Below are 17,033 nucleotides of genomic sequence, written 5' to 3' on the forward strand. Positions count from 1 at the left end.
CCTCTCTGTTGTAGAGGACCGCGGCCTCTTTGTGCAACTAGTTGCACAATCGGGGAGGGGTGATACGAACCACGTCGGTGCCCTCAGGTGTACGTGTCCTTGTCGGCGGCCTCGTCGGAGTGAGCCGCGTCCGCGGCGAGACTCCCCAGCAGGGAGAGCGCCTGCTCGGACGGGCTGCCCGGATCGGCCTGGTAGACGACCAGCTGCTGGCCCGGGGCGCTGTTGACGGTCAAGGACTCGTAGTCCAGGGCCAGTTCGCCGACCAGCGGATGCCGGAAGCGCTTGCTCTCGCGGGTCTTGCGGCGGATGTCGTGGCGGGCCCAGAGCCGGCGGAACTCCTCGCTGCGCAGCGACAGTTCGCCGACCGTGGCGAACAGCCGCGGGTCCTCGTGACCGGTTCCGGCGGCGGCCCGCAGCGCGGCCACGGTGTTCACCGCCACGTGCTCCCAGTCCGGGTAGAACTCCCGGGCGTCCGGGTCGAGGAACACCAGCCGCAGCAGGTCCCCGCTGTGGGTGTGACCGGCGAACAGTGCGCCGCCGAGGACGTTGTGGGCCAGCACGGTCAGGCAATGGTCCAGGACCACTGCCGGAGTGCGGTGCCACCCCTCCATCATCCGCAGCAGGGCGGGGCTGACCGCCCGGGGGTGCGAACCGTCCTGGGTACGGCCGGTGACGGGGCGCGCCAGCCGGTGGAGATGGTCCAGGGCGTCCTCCTCCAGGCCGAGGACGCGTCCCAGCGCCTCGATCACCTGAGCCGAGGGATTCCGCTCGCGTCCCTGTTCCAGGCGGACGTAGTAGTCGGTGCTGACTCCGGCCAGCACCGCGACCTCTTCCCGGCGCAGGCCCGCCACCCGGCGCCGGCTCCCGGTCGGCAGCCCCGCGTCCTCGGGCCGGACGAGGGCACGGCGGGCGCGCAGGAAGAGGCCGAGCCGGTTGTCACTGTCCATGCCGTCGACCCTAGGTCCGGTCGCGGGCCCACGGGAGTCCGCAAGGTGGCCGCGGTACTCCTACGATCCGCTCTCCTCGGGGTGATACGGCCTGGTCCCAGGCCAGGGCGGGTCCCACCGTTGACGGCATGACACACACCTGGAACCTCAACCAACGCGTCGCGGTCGTCACCGGTGCCACCAGCGGGATCGGCGCGGCCACCGCGAGGCGCCTCGCCGCCGGCGGAGCGAGCGTCGCGCTGCTGGGCCGCCGCGAGGACCGCCTCAAGGCACTCGCCGACGAGCTGCGCGCCACGGCCACCGGATCGGTCCTGCCCGTCGCCGTGGACCTGACCGACGCAGAGGCCGTCACGGAGGCGGCCGGGACCGTCACCGGAGCGCTCGGGGCCGTCGACCTTGTCGTGGCCAACGCCGGCGTCATGCTCGGCGCCCCCTTCGAGCGGGCCGAGACCGACGAGTGGGATCGCATGATCGACGTCAACCTGCGCGGCCTGCTGCACACCTCCCGCGCCTTCACGGACGACCTCCTGGCAGCGGCCGCACGCGGCGGCCCGGCGGACCTCGTCCACGTCGGCTCCGTGGGCGGGCATCTCCTCTTCCCCGACTGGTCCGTCTACTGCGCCACCAAGGCGGCCGTCGCCCATCTCACGCGCAATCTGCGCGCCGAACTCGGGCCGCGCGGCGTCCGCGTGAAGAACATCGAGCCCGGGGTCACCACCACCGAGCTGGGTGCGGGCATGCGGGACGACGAGACACGCGCGTCCTTGTCCCGCATGCGCACTGACCTCGATCCTCTGACCGCCCCGGACATCGCCGAGGCCGTCGCCTTCTCGGTCGCGGCCCCGCCGAACGTCAACGTCGCCGAGATGGTGGTGGTGCCGGTGCGGCAGGGCTGATCACAGGGTGGCCGGTCGCGCCCCGCGGGGGTGCGGAGACGGCGCGACCGGCCACCGCGGCGCCGTAGAAGAACAAAATTTCCTCAACGACTCTCGAGCCGCACATGCAGCTCCCGCTCCTGATCCCCCGACGCGGACGCGAGATCCCGCACCGCGAACATCGAGTCCAACGTCGTCCGAAGCCTCTCGATGGCCCAGTAACCTCCCTGCGCATCGGCTTCGACCGAGGACGACAACCGCGCCGGGGGCGGGCAGGAACGCGCTTCCGTCACTTCGAACGTCCCCAGCCACACCATGGGCCGCGACTCATGAAGCTGCTGCGGCACCTCGTCGGCACCCCGGTCGGACTCGAAGCACGCGGCCAGCGTGTCGAAGACGATCCGGGCGTCCTCCTTGCTGCAACCGCTGATCTCCAGGGAGACGGACTCCTCGTGCGCTCGCTCACGATCCATCGTGATCGCTCCTCTCGTGGCGATGACCGGACCGCCGGGTTCCCCGCGAACCGCGCCACACCCTCAGAAAAGCACCACCTTTCGCGGAGCACTACCGGCGGCGGTGTCAGCGAGACGGGCGATCCCGGTGCGGGTCGAACAAGGGGACGGCGATACCGGCGAGCACCAGGCCCGCGGCCACGAGAATGCCCTCGGGCAGAGCCATCCCCGCGGCCAGGAGGCTCACGGCGACGGCGAGGCTCCCCCAGGCGCGCGTGCGCCGGTACTCACGGGGCCGGGCGGGGCGGCCCGACCCCAGTGCACGGGCGAACCGTGGGTCGTCACGCTCCAGCCGTGCCGCGAGATCGACCAGGTGTTCATCGTCGGGCTGGCGCATGACTCCTCCTTCGCAGGGGCCCTACCGCTCGGCGTCAGCCCCCACCGCGACCGGGACCGGCTCCGGTGTGACGTCGTCCCCCTGGTCCCGGGCACGACGTGACCCCAGCACCCGGGCCAGCAGATGGGCCCGCCCCGCGGCCACCGGGCCGAGAACGGCCAGGACAAGGACATACCCGGCAATGAACGGCGCCAGACGTGCGTCGAGTCCCGCACTGGCCGCGATCGCGCCGAGGATCAGGGCGAACTCCCCCCGGGCCACGAGGGTTGTGGCGATGTCGGCCGCGGGGTGGGCGCCGTAGCCGTAGAGACGGGCGACGAGCAGGCCGGCGACGACGTTCATCACGACCGTCACGGCCGCCGCGGCGGCGACGGGTCCGGCGACGGCCGTGACGACTCCGGGGTCGATGGACAGCCCGAACGCGAAGAAGAAGATCGCGGCGAAGGCGTCGCGCAGCGGGTGCACCAGTCGTCGGATGCGGGGTCCGGAGGGCGTGCCGGCCAGGATCAGGCCCACCATGAAGGCGCCGATGGCGTCGGCGACACCGAGGACCTCGGAGACTCCGGCGACGAGGACCGCGGCGCCCAGGAAGCTGATGACCAGGAGTTCGTTGTCCCGGACGTGGATCAGCCGGCCGATCCAGCGCGTCCCGTACCGGGCGGCGACGGCCAGCACCAGCAGGAACCCGAAGGCTTTGCCCGCTTGCAGGAGCACCTCCATCGGCCCGCGGGCGCCGCTGATGACCGGCTGGAGCGCGGCGAGGTAGAGCGCGAGGAAGATGTCCTCCACCACGATCACGCCGAGGATCAGCCGGGTCTCGGGGCGGCCGATCCGCCCCAGGTCGATGAGGATCTTGGTGACGATCGCGGACGAGGAGATGCCGAGGACGCCGGCGAGCACCAGTGCCTCCCGGGTCCCCCAGCCCAGGGCGAACCCGAAACCGAGACCGGCGCCGACGTTCGCCAGGAGGTAGATGCCGCCCGCGGCGAGCAGGCGCCTGCCGCCGGTGCGCAGGTCGTCGACGTGGAACTCCAGGCCCAGGTAGAACAGCAGCAGCACCAGGCCGAGCGCGGAGAGCATCTCGAAGTCGTGCGCGTCCTCGACGAGGACGAGGCCAGGGGTGTGCGGGCCGAGCAGGATACCGGCGAGCATGAACAGCGGGATGGTCGGCAGTCCGATCCGGCCGCCGAGGCGGGCGAGGAACGCGGCGGCCAGGAAGGCGCCGCCCATGGCGAGCAGGGTGTCAGCGTGTCCCATGGTGCACCTCCCGCGAGGGCGCAGAAGGACGTGCGTGCTGTGCTTGACGGGGGTGGATGCGGGATCTCCCTTTGTCCGGCGAGGCGTTTTCGTGTCACCGTCGCATCCGGCCGCAGGGCCCCGCCATCGGTGCCGACCCTCATTTCCGCGAGGGCCGGCACCCGCCCGTGAGGGGCTCAACTCCTGGTGAAGCGGTACGTCTTGCTGTCCGTCAGCACACAGAAGCCCGGTGAGACGACGATCACACGCAGGGTTCCGGTACGGCGGTCGTAGTCGATGCCCTCCGCCTCGAACCCGCCCGAGCAGGAACTCCTCAGGGGCAGTTGGCGCAGTGCCGTGACATGGCCGGTGACGTTCGCCGAGCCGGTCGGGGCCGCGGACAGGTCGATCCGGAGGAGCGGCTTGGTGTAGCCGAAGAGCGTGCCCGCCGGGTCGTCGGAGGAGCACAGCAGCTGGGTGGCGCTCAGGAAGTCGCAGCCCTGTACGTCGCGGACGGCGTGGTCGAGGGTGACGGTGGCCGCCTGCGGAAGGTTCGCCGAGGGCGAGGTGCTCGTGTTGACGCCGGGCGTGGGGAGGACCAGGAAGCGGGTCATGGTGCCCCACTCACCGGTCAGCATCCACTGTCCGTCGGGCGAGACGGCGACCCAGGAGTTGTTGAGCGCCTCGCCCGGGCTGAGTGTGTGGACGTACTCGGACCAGGTCCCGTTCGGCGCCTGCACGCGGTACATCTTCGCGGTGCCGGAGTCGGCCTGGTAGGGCTCGATGTAGTGGCCGTCGTAGGAGGCGTCGGGGTCGCCCACGTGGTTCCAGCCGCGACTGGAGACGCTGAGGGGGATGGTGCCGATGCCGGTGTACCGGTTGGCGGCTCCGGCGGGGACCTCGATCGAGGCCAGGCCCTGGGTCTCGGTGAGCGGGTCGGCGCGGTCGGAGCCGGTCTCCGTCCAGGTGTCGGCGGCGGAGGCCGGCGGGGCGGCGGCCAGGAGGGCCGTCGCGGTGAGGGTGACGAGGGCGGCGAGGAGCGCGTGACAACGCTGTCTGGCACGCAGGGGCATGGATGACTCCTGAGGCTCCTGGGGCGGGGGTGCGGCCGGTCGGCGGACAGTCTGGCGCCCCAGGGCGGTCATGTACAGGCCAATCGAATGAATGAGCGGCCTTCGTCACCCCGTCGGACTTCACCGGACGCACGCCCCCGTGTTGAGGGATGGTGGAAGAACACGACCGCGTGGGCACGGAGACGGTTGAGCGCGGTAGAACAAGGGGAGTCGGCACGGGGGTACGGCGTGCCGCGAGGACGGTCTAAGGCGGTTCGTGCAATGGGTGCAGCCGGAATACCCGCGGCCGAGGGCGCAGAGCCCCCGCGCGGGGCGGTACGGCCGAGCGGGCTACTCGACGAGTTGGGCATGGCCTCGGTGGTGCTGGACACCGAGGGGCGCATCGTGCTGTGGAGCCCGCAGGCCGAGGAGCTGTTCGGCTACAGCGCTCGGGAGGCGCTGGGGCAGTACGCGGCCCATCTGATGATCCACGAACAGCACGCCGACCTGGTCGTCAAGCTGTTCGCCGACGTCATGGAGACCGGGCAGAGCTGGGCCGGGGCCTTCCCCGTCCGGCACAAGGACGGCGGCACCAAGCTGGTCGAGTTCCGCAACATGCGGCTGCTGGACGACCACGGGGACGTCTACGCGCTGGGGCTGTGCGCCGACCAGGAGACCGTGCGCCGGCTGGAGCGGGACGTGGCGCTCTCGACGCGCATGATCTCGCAGTCCCCGATCGGGCTGGCCGTGCTGGACACCGAGCTGCGGTACGTCTCGGTGAATCCGGCGCTGGAGCAGCTGAACGGTGTGCCGGCCGAGGAACACGTCGGGCGGAAGATCGGCGAGGTCCTGCCGCATCTCGACGTGGCCGCCTTCGAGGCCGCCGCCCGCGAGGTGCTGCGTACCGGCACACCGCTCCTCGACCAGCACACGGTCGGTTACACGCCCGCGGACCCGGACAGGGAGCACGCCTGGTCGGTCTCGCTGTACCGCCTCGAGGACGCGCTGGGGACCGTCCTGGGAGTGGCGGGCTCGGTGCTGGACGTCACCGAGCAGCATCTGGCGACCGTGGAGGCCGAGACGGCCCGGCGCCGCCTCGCGCTCGTCGCCGACGCCTCCGCCCGTATCGGCACCACCCTCGACCTGGACCGCACCGCCCGTGAGCTGGCCGACGTGGCCGTGCCTGAGCTCGCGGACGTGGCGGCCGTGGACCTGTTGGAGGCGGTGGTGCAGGGCAGACCCAGCACCCTCGGCCCCACGGAGCCCGCCGTGATGCGTCCCCTGGCCGTCGACGCGGCCGGTGCCCCGGAGGTGTTGAGCGCGGCCGATCCGCCCGGGCAGGTCGCCCGCTACGCCCCCGATCGCCTGGTCACCGAGTGCGTACGCACGGGAAGCCCGGTCCTGGTGGCGCAGGTCGGGCCCGACGACCTCGCCCGTATCGCCCGCTCACCGGAGGCGGCCGCGCTGCTGGCCAAGGCCGGCGTGCACTCCTATCTGGCCGTACCGCTGATCGCGCGCGGCGAGGTGCTCGGCGCCCTCGACCTCAAGCGCGTCCACAATCCGGAGCCGTTCGGCGAGGACGACCTGCTGCTCGCGCGGGAGCTGGCGGCCCGCGCGGCGGTGCAGATCGACAACGCCCGCTGGTACCAGGACGCCCGCAACACCGCTCTCACCCTGCAGCGCAGCCTGCTGCCCAGCCACCCGTCCGTGACCGGCGGCCTGGAGGTCGCTTCGCGCTACCAGCCCGCTGGCGCCACCGCCGAGGTCGGCGGCGACTGGTTCGACGTGATCCCGCTGGGCGAGGGCAAGACCGCCCTCGTCGTGGGTGACGTGATGGGCAGCGGCATCACCGCCGCCGCGACGATGGGCCGGCTGCGCACCGCGACGAACACCCTGGCCTCCCTCGACCTCGACCCGGCCAAGCTCCTCGAACACCTCGACCGGATCACCGAGGACCTGGACCACTCCATCGCCACCTGCGTCTACGCCGTGTACGATCCGCGGCTCGGACAGTGCCGGATCGCCAACGCCGGGCACCTGCCTCCGGTACGGCTGCGCACCGGCCGTCCACCCGAGCTGCTCGAACTTCCCACGGGGGCGCCACTGGGCGTGGGCGGCGTCGCCTTCTCCACGACCACCGTCGACCTCGCACCCGGCGACCGGCTCGTCCTGTACACGGACGGTCTCGTCGAGACACGGCAGCATCCGCTCGACGAGCGCCTGGACGCACTCCTCGACCTGCTCGACAGCCCCGACGGGCCGCTGGAGGAGGTCTGCGACCTGCTGCTGCGCACACTGCACCAGCCGGACAACTCCGACGACGTGGCGCTGCTGATCGCGCGGGTGCAGACGCCTGTGACCTGACGGGGTCTGCCGTCACCGGTACGGACAGGCGTCCTGGCCGCCGACGGCACGGCCCCTACGCCGCGGCCTCCGCCGGCCTCCTCGTCGCCGTGGTCGTCGAAGCTTCGGGTCGGTGCCGTGCGCGGCGAGGAGACCGTCAAGGACTTCGGGTTCGGCAAGTGGGTCGTGCGGAACTGGCGGGCAGGCACCGGCGAGGAGATCGACGGCGACCGGGCCACGATGAAGAGCGACACCAGGGACCGACGCCCCGACTCTTCACCGGCACCTCAGCGAACAACCGGCCCGGCCGCCCTCCCGGCCACGGCCCGGGAGACCGGCGTCACGGAGACCCGACGGAAGAGGGCAAGGCATCCGGGCTCACCTCGGACACGGCGACGGCCATCGGCCACCTCAGCGAACAACCGGCCCGGCCGCCCTCCCGGCCACGGCCCGGGAGACCGGCGTCACGGAGACCCGACGGAAGAGGGCAAGGCATCCGGACTCGCCTCGGACACAGCGGCAGGCCGTCGGCCACCTCAGCGAACAACCGGCCCGGCGGGCCCCCCGGCCACGGCCCGGGAGACCGGCGTCACGGGGACCCGGCGGAAGAGGGCAGGGCGTCCGGGCTCGCCTCGGGCACGGCGACGGGCCGTCGGGGCAGCAGGAGCGGGGTGGCCAGCAGCAGCAGACCGGCCAGCGCGATCGCCTCACGGGTTCCGGTGAAGGTGGCCAGCAGGCCCCACAGGGCGGTCAGGGCCGCGGTGGTCAGCTTGCCGGTGACCGACCAGGCGGAGAGGGTGCGGACCACCCGGTCCGTCGGCGTCAGCTCCAGCCGGACGGTGGAGAACACCGGGTTGAAGACCGCGCAGGAGGTGATCACCCCGAGCTCGACGGCCATCACGAGCAGCAGCCCGGCGGTGCCGGGGCCGACGAAGGCCAGGCCGAGCGGCCAGCACGCGCGCAGGATGCCCGAGGTGAGCAGGACGCGATGCCGTCCGAACCGGGCGACCAGAGGGCGCGCGATCCGTGAGCCGAGCAGGCCCCCGAGACAGGGCACCGAGAAGGCGAGGGCGTACTGCCAGGGGGCGAAGCCCAGCGGACCGAGCATGAGGACGGTCAGCAGCGGCACCGGCACCATGATGAGAGCGTTGACCAGGACCGTGTTGAAGAACAGCGGGCGCAGGACGGGACTGGTCAGGATGTACCCCCAGCCCTCCAGGAGCGACCCCTTCGCCGCCCCGGTGGGCACGGGCCGTGGCTCGCCGCCACCGATCGCCCGGATCCCCAGCGCCGACAGCAGATAGCTGACGGCGTCGGCCAGCAGGGTCGTCACAGGACCGAAGAGCCCGATGGCGGCACCCCCGAGGGGAGGCCCGATCACGATGGTCGTCCAGTTCGTGGCCTCGAACCGCCCGTTGGCGATCAACAGGTCGTCCCCGCCGACGAGGGACTTGAGGAAGGCCCCCGAAGCGGCGCTGAAGGTGATGTCGGCCGCCGCCACGACCACCGAAACGGCCAGCAGCTGGACGAAACCGAGCACACCGAGCGCGTACGCGGCGGGCACGCTCAGCAGGGCGGCGAACCGGACGAGGTCCATCGCGACCATCACCGGTCTCTTACGGCGGAACTCCACCCAGGGTCCGAGCGGCACCGCCACCGCGGCCCCGACCGCGAGCCCCACGGCCGCCAGCGCGGACACCGCGGCAGGTCCGGCGTGCAGCACCAGGACGGCGATCAGCGGGAAAGCGCCGAACGACAGCGAGGTGCCGAACGCACTGACCGCGTAGGCCGCCCACAGCCACCCGAACCGCCGCCCCAGCGACCGCCTCCCGTCCACGCCCGAAACCCCCTTGCCGACAACCTCACGTTGACCGACGCCATCCAAGCCAGTGCCGGGCCCGCAGATCAAACAACCATGGCACCGACGGTCCACAACCCGTGGTTGTGCCATGGCGGCCTAGGCTTCGGTCATGGATCTCGACGCCGTACGCACCTTTGTCGCCGTGGCGGACGCGGGGCGGTTCCAGGAGGCCGCCGACCGGCTGGCGGTCACCCAGCAGGCCGTGTCGAAGCGGGTCGCCGCGCTGGAGAAGGACCTCGGGGCGCGGCTGTTCACCCGCACCCCGCGCGGTGCCCGCCTCAGCATCGACGGACAGGCGTTCCTGCCCCACGCCCGCGAGCTGCTCCGGGCCGCGGAACGGGCGGCCGCTTCGGTGCGGCCGGGCAGCCGGGCCCTGCGCGTCGACGTGATCGGCCGCCGCCTCGCGCCGGCAGAACTGCTGCGCGCCTTCCACCGCACGCACCCCGACATCGAGCTCGACGTCGTCACTCTCTTCGACGCCGACGCGGCCGTCGCCGCACTCCGGTCCGGCATGATCGACGCGACCTTCCGCGCGGTCCCGCACTCCGCGGGGCAGTCGACCGACGACATCCAGTCCGTGCGGGTCTACGACGAGCCGGTCCAACTGCTCACCGGCCCCGACCACGCGCTCGCGGGAGCCCGTTCGGTGGAACCCTCCCGGCTGGCCGGGCACCGCATCTGGATGCCCGGCCTGGTCACGGGAACCGAGTGGGGTACCTACTACGACGACCTCGCCGCCGCCTTCGGCCTCACCATCGAGGTCACCGGGCCCGACTTCGGCACCGACCCCCTTCTCGACACCATCGCCGACTCCCCGGCCCTGGCGACCCTCGTCGGCGAGCTGACCCGTCTGGTCTGGCCGTCCGACCAGGACCTGCGCCGCATCCCGGTGCACGGCCCCACGCCGGTCTACCCCCACTCCCTGATCTGGCGCGCCGGCAACCCCCACCCGGCCCTCGCCGCCCTCCGGGAGCACCTGCACGTCACCCGGCCCGAGCCGCCGGGGGTGGGGACGTGGGCGCCTGGCTGGGCCTAGGCCCTGGTGCCGATCACGACGTGGGCGTAGAGCTCCTCGGAGACCGCGAGGCGGGGTGTCAGGCCGCTGTGGGTGAAGGTGTCGACGGCGGCGGTGGCCTGGCGTTCGCTGGTCTCGACGAGGAGGCAGCCGCCGGGGGCGAGCCAATGAGGGGCCTCGGTGGCGACGCGGCGCAGGATGTCCAGGCCGTCCGCGCCGCCGTCGAGGGCGACCAGGGGCTCGTGGTCGCGGGCCTCGGTGGGGAGGAGGGCGACCTCGTCGGTGGGGACGTAGGGGACGTTGGCCGCGAGGATGTCCACACGGCCGCGCAGGTCGGCGGGGAGGGCGTCGAAGAGGTCGCCGGTGTGGGCCCGGCCGCCCGCGTCGGCGGTGTTGCGGCGCGCGCAGTCCACCGCGGCCGGGTCGATGTCGGCGGCGTGCAGCTCGACCGGGCCCAGCGCGGCGGCGAGCGCGGCGCCGACCGCACCCGAGCCGCAGCACAGGTCCACGACGACCGAGGCGTCCGGCGCCTGGGCGAGGGCCTGTTCGACGAGGAACTCGGTGCGGCGGCGGGGCACGAAGACGCCGGGGCCCACGGTGATGCGCAGTCCGCGGAACTCCGCCCAGCCGACGACGAGTTCGAGCGGGTGGCCGGTGACCCGGCGGTCCACCATGTCGGCCAGCTCGTCGGGGGTGCGGGCGGCGGCGAGGATCAGCCGGGCCTCGTCCTCGGCGAAGACACAGCCCGCGGTGCGGAGTGCGGCGACGACGGAGTCGGGAGAGGTGAAGCGGGGAGAGAGTGAAGGCATGGAAGCCGAGAGCCTTTCGGGAGCCGAAGGGCGCTCCCGCGGTCACCTACAGGCGGTGATCCGCGCCGATTCGAGGAGAGAGCACCCGATCTGACACAGCGTTGATGGGTCTCACCTCCTTGGTCCCGCACGGCTGGGACCGCCCTCAGCCGGAGCGCCACCCTACCCCAGAACGGAGCGAGTTGTATTCTGCAACCAGTACTGCGAGGGAGGTCCGGTGGAAGCAGCAACGGCAGTGGAGACGATCCAGCGCGAGATGACGGTCTTCGCGCGACGGGCCCGGGCCTCGGCGGGCCGTCTGCATCCCGAGCTGTCGCTGGTGTCGTACACGCTCCTCGGGCATCTGGAGGAGCGCGACGGCTGCCGCGCCACCGACCTGGCCGCCCACTACGCCCTGGACAAGTCCACGGTGAGCCGCCAGGTCGCCGCTCTGGAGCGGGCCGGCCTCGTCGAACGGCGCCAGGACCCGGAGGACCACCGTGTCCAGGTGCTGCATCTGACCGAGGCGGGCCGGGACATCCTGGGCCAGGTCACCGTGAGCCGCCGCGCGGCCGTCGGCGAGCGGCTCGCGGACTGGTCGCAGGAGGACCTGGAGCGGTTCGCCGACTACCTGGTGCGTTACAACGCCTGGCCACGGTCCGGCTGACGGTGCCTAGGACACCGCCTCCGGCAACCGCTCGGGCACCCGTGCGGCGAGGAAGGCGGTGGTGCGCCGGAGCCGGAAGCCGAGGGACTCGTAGAGCCGGATGGCACCGGTGTTCTTCGCGCCGGTGTGCAGGAACAGGGTCTCGCCACGCTCGCGTATGCCATGCGCGACGGCGAGGATCAGCCGGGTCGCGAGGCCCTGGCCGCGGACAGCGGCGTCGGTGCAGACCGCGCTGATCTCGGTCCAGCCCGGCGGGTGCAGCCGCTCCCCCGCCATCGCCACGAGGGCGCCTTCCCGGCGTATGCCCAGGTAGGTACCCATCTCGATGGTGCGGGGCAGGAAGGGTCCCGGTCGGGTACGGGCAATCAGGTCGAGGATCTCGGGCACGTCGGCGGGGCCGAGTCGGACCACCTCCGGGTCGGGTGCGGTGGTCAGGCCGTCGTCCACCAGCTGCACGCCCTCGACGTGGAACGTGATCTCCCAGCCCTCCGGGACCTGTCCCGCGTAAGCCGTCAGCGGTACCTCTGTGCCGGGGCCCGCGAGCGCCGCGAGGTCGGCCCAGTCGCCGGCGTCGGGCTCGTCGGGCAGGGCCAGCCACGGCGAGACGTCGACGGGGTAGCGGAGGACCCGGCCGCGCTTCTCGGCGAAGTGGGCGTGCGGGCCGGTCAAGGAGGCGAGGGCGGGGTTGTCGAGGACGTGCGGGGTGCCGGCGGTCATCGGGCAACCTCGATGACCGTCTTGCCGCGGGCGTGGCCTTCCTCGACCGCGCGCAGCGCCTCGTCGGCGCGGTCGAGGGGAAAGGTTCCGGTGATGTGCGGGTCCAGGTCGCCCTTGAGCACGAGCCGCGCCAGCTCCTCCAGTACGGCCGCGTTGCGAGCCCGTGTCACGCGGGTACCGCCCAGCCGCCGCACGTCCTCCTCCGGTGCGCCGGCGGTGATCAGCCTCGTCCGGTCGGTGACCAACTCGGCGGCCTCGGCGAGCACTTCGCCGCCGACGAGGTCGTAGACCCCGTCGATGCCGTCCGGTGCGGCCGCCCGGGCCCGCTCGCCCCAGTCCGGCCCGGAGGGGACGTGGTCGGCGCCGAGCGACTCGACGAAGTCCCTCTTGCCCTCGCTCGCGACACCGACCACGCGGAGCCCGAAGGCACGGGCGATCTGCACGGCCGCCGCGCCGACTCCCCCGCCCGCGCCGGTCACCAGCAGCGTCGCGCCCGGGGGCAGATCGAGCTGGCGGACGCCGTCGTAGGCGGTCGCGGCGGCGACAGGCAGGGTGGCGGCGGCCAGGTGGGACAGTTCGGCGGGCTTGTGCGCGGCGATGACGACCGGCACCAGGGCGTACTCGGCGTAGCCCCCGCTGAGCGTGTTGCCGAAGACCTCGTCCCCGACCGCGAACGCCTCGACACCCTCACCGAGTTCCGCCACGACGCCGGAGATCTCGCTGCCGAGCACCGCGGGGAAGGCGCGGTCACCGCTGTCGCCGGGTCGCCGGTAGCCCGAGCGGATCTTCCAGTCCACGGGGTTCACACCCGCCGCACGGACGGCCACCAGGAGCTGACCGGGCCCGGGACTCGGCCGGTCCACGTCCACGAACGCCTCGGTCTCCGGTCCGCCGTACCGCGTGAAGACGTACGCCTTGGGCATCTGCTTCCTCGCTCTCCTCGCACTGTCACCGGGGCACCGACCCGGCACTCCAGCGCCAAGGAGCGGTGCGCGACGGCTATTCCCGGCCCCGCGCAGTGTTCATACGGCCGCAATGATCGGGGCACTGACCTGGGACGGAGCACGCGCGGCGACAGCGTACGGTTTAAGGCATGAACGTCACCCGAGGCTTCACCGGACGCCCCCGCGTCCAGAACACCGGGCTCCCGCCAGGCCAGTACGACGCAGGCGACGACTGGCCGGTGCTCTCCGCCGAGGTCACGCCGGACCTTTCGTCGGCCGACTGGACGTTCCGGGTGGACGGCCTGGTGGAACAACCGCGCACCTGGGACTGGGACGAGGCGCACACGCTGCCCGCGTCGGCCTACGAGGGTGACATCCACTGTGTGACGAGCTGGTCGAAGTTCGGGGTGCGGTTCGCGGGCGTGTCGCTGGACGCGTTCCTGGCTGTGGTGCGGCCCCATGGGTCCGCCACCCATGCCGTCGCGTACTCGCACACCGGGTACACCACGAACCTGCCGCTCGCGGACCTGACCGGCGGGCGGGCGTGGATCGCGTGGGAGTACGACGGGAAGCCGCTGCCGGCCGAACACGGCGGGCCGGCGCGGCTGCTGGTGCCGCACCTGTACTTCTGGAAGAGCGCCAAGTGGGTCGCGGGGCTGACGCTGCTGGACCACGACGAACCGGGTTTCTGGGAGCAGAACGGCTATCACGCGCGGGGCAACCCGTGGGAGGAGCAGCGGTACTCCGGTGACTGAGACCTTCGCCCCCGTCACGCGGTTCGCGGTGCCAGGACGTATCGCGGTGAGCAGCCGCGCCGCCGCCGAGTGGCAGACCGCCACGCTCACCGAGGTCCGCCGCGAGACCCCGTACGCCTCCACGTTCCGTTTCGCCGTGCCCGCCTGGCAGGGGCATCTACCCGGCCAGCATCTGATGCTGAGGCTGACCGCCGAGGACGGCTACACGGCCCAGCGCCACTACTCGATCGCGTCCCCGCCTGAGGACTCCGGGCACATCGAGCTGACCTTGGACCATGTCGAGGGCGGTGAGGTCTCGGGGTGGTTCCATACGGTCGCGAGGCCCGGTGACGAGGTCGAGGTGCGCGGGCCGCTCAGCGGGTTCTTCGCCTGGCCAGGTGACCGGCCCGCGCTGCTGATCGGGGCCGGCTCCGGTGTCGTACCGCTGATGTCGATGGTGCGGCACCACCGGGCGCGTGGGCTGTCCGTGCCACTGCGGATGCTGGTGTCGGCGCGCAGCCCCGAGGAACTCATCTACGCGCGGGAACTCGGCGCCGAGACGACCCCTGTCTTCACTCGAAACTCTCCCCAGGGGGTGCCGGTGGGACGTATGGCGGCCGCACATGTGGCGCCGCTCCTGGCTGCGCAGCCCGAGGGCGGGTGGGAAGCTTATGTGTGTGGATCCAACGCGTTCGCCGAGCATGCCTCGCGGCTGCTGGTGGAGGCCGGTCAGCCGGTGGACCGTATCCGGATCGAGCGCTTCGGCTGACGGTGGTGCTCATGTGCCCTCCGTACATGTTCCCTCCACATGTTCCCTCCGTGCATGTTCCCTCCGGGCGTATGTGCGCTCCCCCACAAGTGAACGACGCGGATGGAGGGGTACTACATCTGTGTGACCACTCGCAGGCGGGCGTGGTGCGGAGGTCGACATGCGAACCCGGGTGCGCGGCTGGCGCTGGCGGCGTAATCCGCTCAGGCGCCGGTCGGACGTCGTCGAGGCGTGGACGGTACTGGCCGTCACCGCTCTGATGCTGCTGGGCGCCCCGCTGGTGGGCGCGGTCGTGGGCTGGTGGGCGCACGACGACGCCCGTACGGTGGCGGCCGCACAGCGCTCCGAACGCCACCGCGTTCGCGCGGAGGTCGTCGGCAGGGTCCCGGACGCGCTGCCCTCGGTCCAGGCCGGCCGGGAGCGCTCGTACCGGGTGACCGTGCGCTGGACGGAGGCCGGGGGGGCCGCGAAGACGGCCACCGCCCGCGTCCCGTCGGGTACCGACCAGGGCGACAAGGTCGATGTGTGGTTCGACTCCCGGGGCCGGAGCGTGGCCCCGCCGCCGGACGAGACCGCGGTCTGGCAGCACACGGTGACGATGGGTGCCTGTGGGGCGGGCGCCACGATCGCCGTGATCCTCCTCGGCCACTCCCTCGTCCGCGGTGCGGCCGCCCGCCACCGGCTCGCCGAGTGGGAACGGGACTGGGCTCTCACCGAACCGCAGTGGACCCGCCGCCGGGCCTGACCGAGCCGAGCACCGGCCGGCTCCTCATGTCATCACCGACGGCCTCATCACCGACGGCCGACGCCTACGCCCGCTGCTGCATCCGGCGCGCGATCGTCCCGTGCGTGCGCAGTGCGTCCGTCAGCCCGGGCAGCACGGGTTCGCCCCGGTCGACGAGGGTGCGTCCGCCGACCACCGTGGTCCAAGCGCGGGCCGGACCGCAGCGCAGCCACGCCTCCACCGGGTCGGTCAGCGCGCCCGCGAGCGCCACCTCGTGCAGGTCCCAGACGACCAGGTCGGCGCAGGCCCCCGGGCGCAGGTGACCGATCTCGTCCGCGCGGCCCAGACAGCGGGCCGAGCCCCTGGTCGCGAGGTCCAGTGCGTCGCGTGCGGTCATCGCTCCGGGCCCGCCCCGGTAACGGCCGAGCAGCAGCGCTCCCCTGGTCTCCATCCAGAGCGAGGCGTGGTCGGTGGAGGCCGAACCGTCGCAGCCGATACCGACGGGCATCCCGAGCTCGCGCATCTCCGTGACCCGCGCGGTCCCTCCGCCGATGAGCATGTTGGAGCTCGGACAGTGGGCCACGCCGACGCCCGCGGCCGCGAGGCGGCGCAGCTCGGCGTCGTTCGGGTGGATGCAGTGCGCGACCCAGGTGCGGTCGCTCATCCAGCCGGTCTCCTCGAAGTACTCGACGGGCCGGCAGCCGTACGTCTGAAGGCAGTAGGTGTCCTCGTCGCGGTCCTCGGCGAGGTGGGTGTGCAACCGGACGTCGTAGCGCTCCGCGAGTTCGGCGCTCGCCGTCATCAGCTCCTTGGTGACGGAGAAAGGCGAACAGGGAGCGAGGGCGACCCTGATGAGCGCGCCAGGCGAGGCGTCGTGGTGGGCCTTGATGAGTCGCTCACTGTCGGCGAGGACCTCCTCCTCGGTCTGGGTGACGCTTCGCGGCGGGAGCCCGCCGTCCTCCACCGAGCGGGTCATCGAACCCCGCGTCGCGTGGAAACGGAAGCCGATGTCCCGGGCGGCGCGGATCTCCGCGTCGACGAGGAGGGGGCGCGGATGGACGTAGAGATGGTCCGAGGACGTCGTACAGCCACCCATGAGCAGCTCGGCCATGCCGACGTACGCCGAGACGTAGGCGGCCTCCTCGTCGAGAGCGGCCCACAGGGGGTAGAGGGTGGTCAGCCAGTCGAAGAGGGAGCCGTTCACGGCGGGGGCGTAGGAGCGGGTGAGGTTCTGGTAGATGTGGTGGTGCGTGTTGACCAGGCCCGGGGTGACGAGGCGGCCGGCCGCCGAGAGGGTCGTCCGGGCCTCGGGTTCGGTGCCCGCGGTGCCGACGGCGGTGACCCGACCATTCGCGACGGCCAGCCAGCCGCCGGCAATCTCCCGCTCGCCGTCCACGACCAGCAGTCCGGCGTCCTTGACCAGCAGGTCCACGGCTGTCGACATGGCGTCATGGTAGCCAGTCGGCACGGCAAAGGCCTGGCGAGTCGTCCGACCACGCACGTACGGTGTGA

The 17,033-nt window shown here is 72.3% G+C and carries 17 protein-coding genes; 7 read left to right on the forward strand and 10 right to left on the reverse strand.

The features are described 5' to 3' along the window. Window positions 1–83 precede the first annotated feature (83 nt). Window positions 84–947: a helix-turn-helix domain-containing protein gene (locus QF027_RS04560; protein ID WP_306985798.1), complete on the reverse strand. Its 864-nt coding sequence runs from the start codon at window positions 945–947 to the stop codon at window positions 84–86. Between the two features lie 128 nt (window positions 948–1,075). On the opposite strand from QF027_RS04560, the gene QF027_RS04565 reads away from it, so the two are divergent. After that, on the forward strand, window positions 1,076–1,843 hold the full coding sequence (locus QF027_RS04565) for an SDR family oxidoreductase (RefSeq protein WP_306985796.1): 768 nt from the start codon (window positions 1,076–1,078) through the stop codon (window positions 1,841–1,843). Between the two features lie 83 nt (window positions 1,844–1,926). On the opposite strand, the gene QF027_RS04570 is transcribed toward QF027_RS04565, so the two are convergent. The 4 genes from QF027_RS04570 to QF027_RS04585 form a co-directional block, all read right to left on the reverse strand. After that, window positions 1,927–2,295 (reverse strand): hypothetical protein, encoded by a 369-nt coding sequence (locus QF027_RS04570; RefSeq protein ID WP_306985794.1) that lies wholly within the window; start codon window positions 2,293–2,295, stop codon window positions 1,927–1,929. Window positions 2,296–2,401: 106 nt separating this feature from the next. Then, entirely contained in the window at window positions 2,402–2,671 is a 270-nt protein-coding gene (locus QF027_RS04575; protein ID WP_306985792.1) for a DUF3040 domain-containing protein, read from the reverse strand. Window positions 2,672–2,692: 21 nt separating this feature from the next. Next, window positions 2,693–3,928 (reverse strand): cation:proton antiporter, encoded by a 1,236-nt coding sequence (locus QF027_RS04580; protein WP_307072789.1) that lies wholly within the window; start codon window positions 3,926–3,928, stop codon window positions 2,693–2,695. A 176-nt stretch (window positions 3,929–4,104) separates the two neighbouring features. Continuing rightward, window positions 4,105–4,980, reverse strand: a complete 876-nt coding sequence (locus QF027_RS04585; protein WP_307072791.1) for a hypothetical protein — start codon at window positions 4,978–4,980, stop codon at window positions 4,105–4,107. 261 nt (window positions 4,981–5,241) lie between these two features. Here QF027_RS04585 and QF027_RS04590 point away from each other — a divergent pair, with 261 nt between their 5' ends. Next, window positions 5,242–7,323: a SpoIIE family protein phosphatase gene (locus QF027_RS04590; protein WP_306985786.1), complete on the forward strand. Its 2,082-nt coding sequence runs from the start codon at window positions 5,242–5,244 to the stop codon at window positions 7,321–7,323. 568 nt (window positions 7,324–7,891) lie between these two features. On the opposite strand, the gene QF027_RS04595 is transcribed toward QF027_RS04590, so the two are convergent. Beyond that, window positions 7,892–9,139 carry an MFS transporter gene (locus tag QF027_RS04595; protein WP_307072794.1) on the reverse strand — a complete coding sequence of 416 codons (1,248 nt, stop codon included), beginning with the start codon at window positions 9,137–9,139 and terminating at the stop codon, window positions 7,892–7,894. A gap of 133 nt (window positions 9,140–9,272) precedes the next feature. Here QF027_RS04595 and QF027_RS04600 point away from each other — a divergent pair, with 133 nt between their 5' ends. Then, window positions 9,273–10,199 carry a LysR family transcriptional regulator gene (locus QF027_RS04600; protein WP_307072795.1) on the forward strand — a complete coding sequence of 309 codons (927 nt, stop codon included), beginning with the start codon at window positions 9,273–9,275 and terminating at the stop codon, window positions 10,197–10,199. Here QF027_RS04600 and QF027_RS04605 read toward each other — a convergent pair. Next, window positions 10,196–10,987 carry a putative protein N(5)-glutamine methyltransferase gene (locus QF027_RS04605; RefSeq protein WP_307072798.1) on the reverse strand — a complete coding sequence of 264 codons (792 nt, stop codon included), beginning with the start codon at window positions 10,985–10,987 and terminating at the stop codon, window positions 10,196–10,198. The two genes, QF027_RS04600 and QF027_RS04605, sit on opposite strands and share 4 nt — an antisense overlap. A 256-nt stretch (window positions 10,988–11,243) precedes the next feature. On the opposite strand from QF027_RS04605, the gene QF027_RS04610 reads away from it, so the two are divergent. Then, a complete protein-coding gene (locus tag QF027_RS04610; RefSeq protein ID WP_373432115.1) occupies window positions 11,244–11,633 on the forward strand; it encodes a MarR family winged helix-turn-helix transcriptional regulator in 390 nt (129 codons plus the stop codon). Window positions 11,634–11,639: 6 nt separating this feature from the next. Here QF027_RS04610 and QF027_RS04615 read toward each other — a convergent pair whose 3' ends face one another. After that, window positions 11,640–12,350: a GNAT family N-acetyltransferase gene (locus tag QF027_RS04615; RefSeq protein WP_307072803.1), complete on the reverse strand. Its 711-nt coding sequence runs from the start codon at window positions 12,348–12,350 to the stop codon at window positions 11,640–11,642. Further along, window positions 12,347–13,273: a quinone oxidoreductase family protein gene (locus QF027_RS04620; RefSeq protein WP_307072804.1), complete on the reverse strand. Its 927-nt coding sequence runs from the start codon at window positions 13,271–13,273 to the stop codon at window positions 12,347–12,349. Before QF027_RS04620 ends, QF027_RS04615 begins: the two co-directional genes overlap by 4 nt. 170 nt (window positions 13,274–13,443) lie before the next feature. Between QF027_RS04620 and QF027_RS04625 the strand changes: the two genes are divergently transcribed. From QF027_RS04625 to QF027_RS04635, 3 genes are all read left to right on the forward strand, one after another. Next, window positions 13,444–14,049: a sulfite oxidase-like oxidoreductase gene (locus QF027_RS04625; RefSeq protein WP_307072806.1), complete on the forward strand. Its 606-nt coding sequence runs from the start codon at window positions 13,444–13,446 to the stop codon at window positions 14,047–14,049. Then, entirely contained in the window at window positions 14,042–14,797 is a 756-nt protein-coding gene (locus tag QF027_RS04630) for a ferredoxin reductase (protein ID WP_306985770.1), read from the forward strand. Before QF027_RS04625 ends, QF027_RS04630 begins: the two co-directional genes overlap by 8 nt. 160 nt (window positions 14,798–14,957) lie before the next feature. Beyond that, a complete protein-coding gene (locus QF027_RS04635) occupies window positions 14,958–15,542 on the forward strand; it encodes an Rv1733c family protein (RefSeq protein WP_307072808.1) in 585 nt (194 codons plus the stop codon). A gap of 64 nt (window positions 15,543–15,606) precedes the next feature. Here QF027_RS04635 and QF027_RS04640 read toward each other — a convergent pair whose 3' ends face one another. Next, window positions 15,607–16,965: an 8-oxoguanine deaminase gene (locus QF027_RS04640; RefSeq protein WP_307072810.1), complete on the reverse strand. Its 1,359-nt coding sequence runs from the start codon at window positions 16,963–16,965 to the stop codon at window positions 15,607–15,609. Window positions 16,966–17,033: the final 68 nt, after the last annotated feature.

The organism is Streptomyces canus (assembly GCF_030816965.1).
In the GTDB taxonomy this organism is placed as follows: domain Bacteria; phylum Actinomycetota; class Actinomycetes; order Streptomycetales; family Streptomycetaceae; genus Streptomyces; species Streptomyces canus_E.

What these genes read in the sequence shown, in the direction of transcription:
- QF027_RS04585 (WP_307072791.1), bottom strand. Translation starts at nt 4,980, where the DNA reads ATGCCCCTGCGTGCCAGACAGCGTTGTCACGCGCTCCTCGCCGCCCTC.
- QF027_RS04560 (WP_306985798.1), bottom strand. Translation starts at nt 947, where the DNA reads ATGGACAGTGACAACCGGCTCGGCCTCTTCCTGCGCGCCCGCCGTGCC.
- QF027_RS04580 (WP_307072789.1), bottom strand. Translation starts at nt 3,928, where the DNA reads ATGGGACACGCTGACACCCTGCTCGCCATGGGCGGCGCCTTCCTGGCC.
- QF027_RS04635 (WP_307072808.1), top strand. Translation starts at nt 14,958, where the DNA reads ATGCGAACCCGGGTGCGCGGCTGGCGCTGGCGGCGTAATCCGCTCAGG.
- QF027_RS04590 (WP_306985786.1), top strand. Translation starts at nt 5,242, where the DNA reads ATGGGTGCAGCCGGAATACCCGCGGCCGAGGGCGCAGAGCCCCCGCGC.
- QF027_RS04600 (WP_307072795.1), top strand. Translation starts at nt 9,273, where the DNA reads ATGGATCTCGACGCCGTACGCACCTTTGTCGCCGTGGCGGACGCGGGG.
- QF027_RS04625 (WP_307072806.1), top strand. Translation starts at nt 13,444, where the DNA reads ATGAACGTCACCCGAGGCTTCACCGGACGCCCCCGCGTCCAGAACACC.
- QF027_RS04565 (WP_306985796.1), top strand. Translation starts at nt 1,076, where the DNA reads ATGACACACACCTGGAACCTCAACCAACGCGTCGCGGTCGTCACCGGT.
- QF027_RS04605 (WP_307072798.1), bottom strand. Translation starts at nt 10,987, where the DNA reads ATGCCTTCACTCTCTCCCCGCTTCACCTCTCCCGACTCCGTCGTCGCC.
- QF027_RS04575 (WP_306985792.1), bottom strand. Translation starts at nt 2,671, where the DNA reads ATGCGCCAGCCCGACGATGAACACCTGGTCGATCTCGCGGCACGGCTG.
- QF027_RS04610 (WP_373432115.1), top strand. Translation starts at nt 11,244, where the DNA reads ATGACGGTCTTCGCGCGACGGGCCCGGGCCTCGGCGGGCCGTCTGCAT.
- QF027_RS04615 (WP_307072803.1), bottom strand. Translation starts at nt 12,350, where the DNA reads ATGACCGCCGGCACCCCGCACGTCCTCGACAACCCCGCCCTCGCCTCC.
- QF027_RS04640 (WP_307072810.1), bottom strand. Translation starts at nt 16,965, where the DNA reads ATGTCGACAGCCGTGGACCTGCTGGTCAAGGACGCCGGACTGCTGGTC.
- QF027_RS04570 (WP_306985794.1), bottom strand. Translation starts at nt 2,295, where the DNA reads ATGGATCGTGAGCGAGCGCACGAGGAGTCCGTCTCCCTGGAGATCAGC.
- QF027_RS04620 (WP_307072804.1), bottom strand. Translation starts at nt 13,273, where the DNA reads ATGCCCAAGGCGTACGTCTTCACGCGGTACGGCGGACCGGAGACCGAG.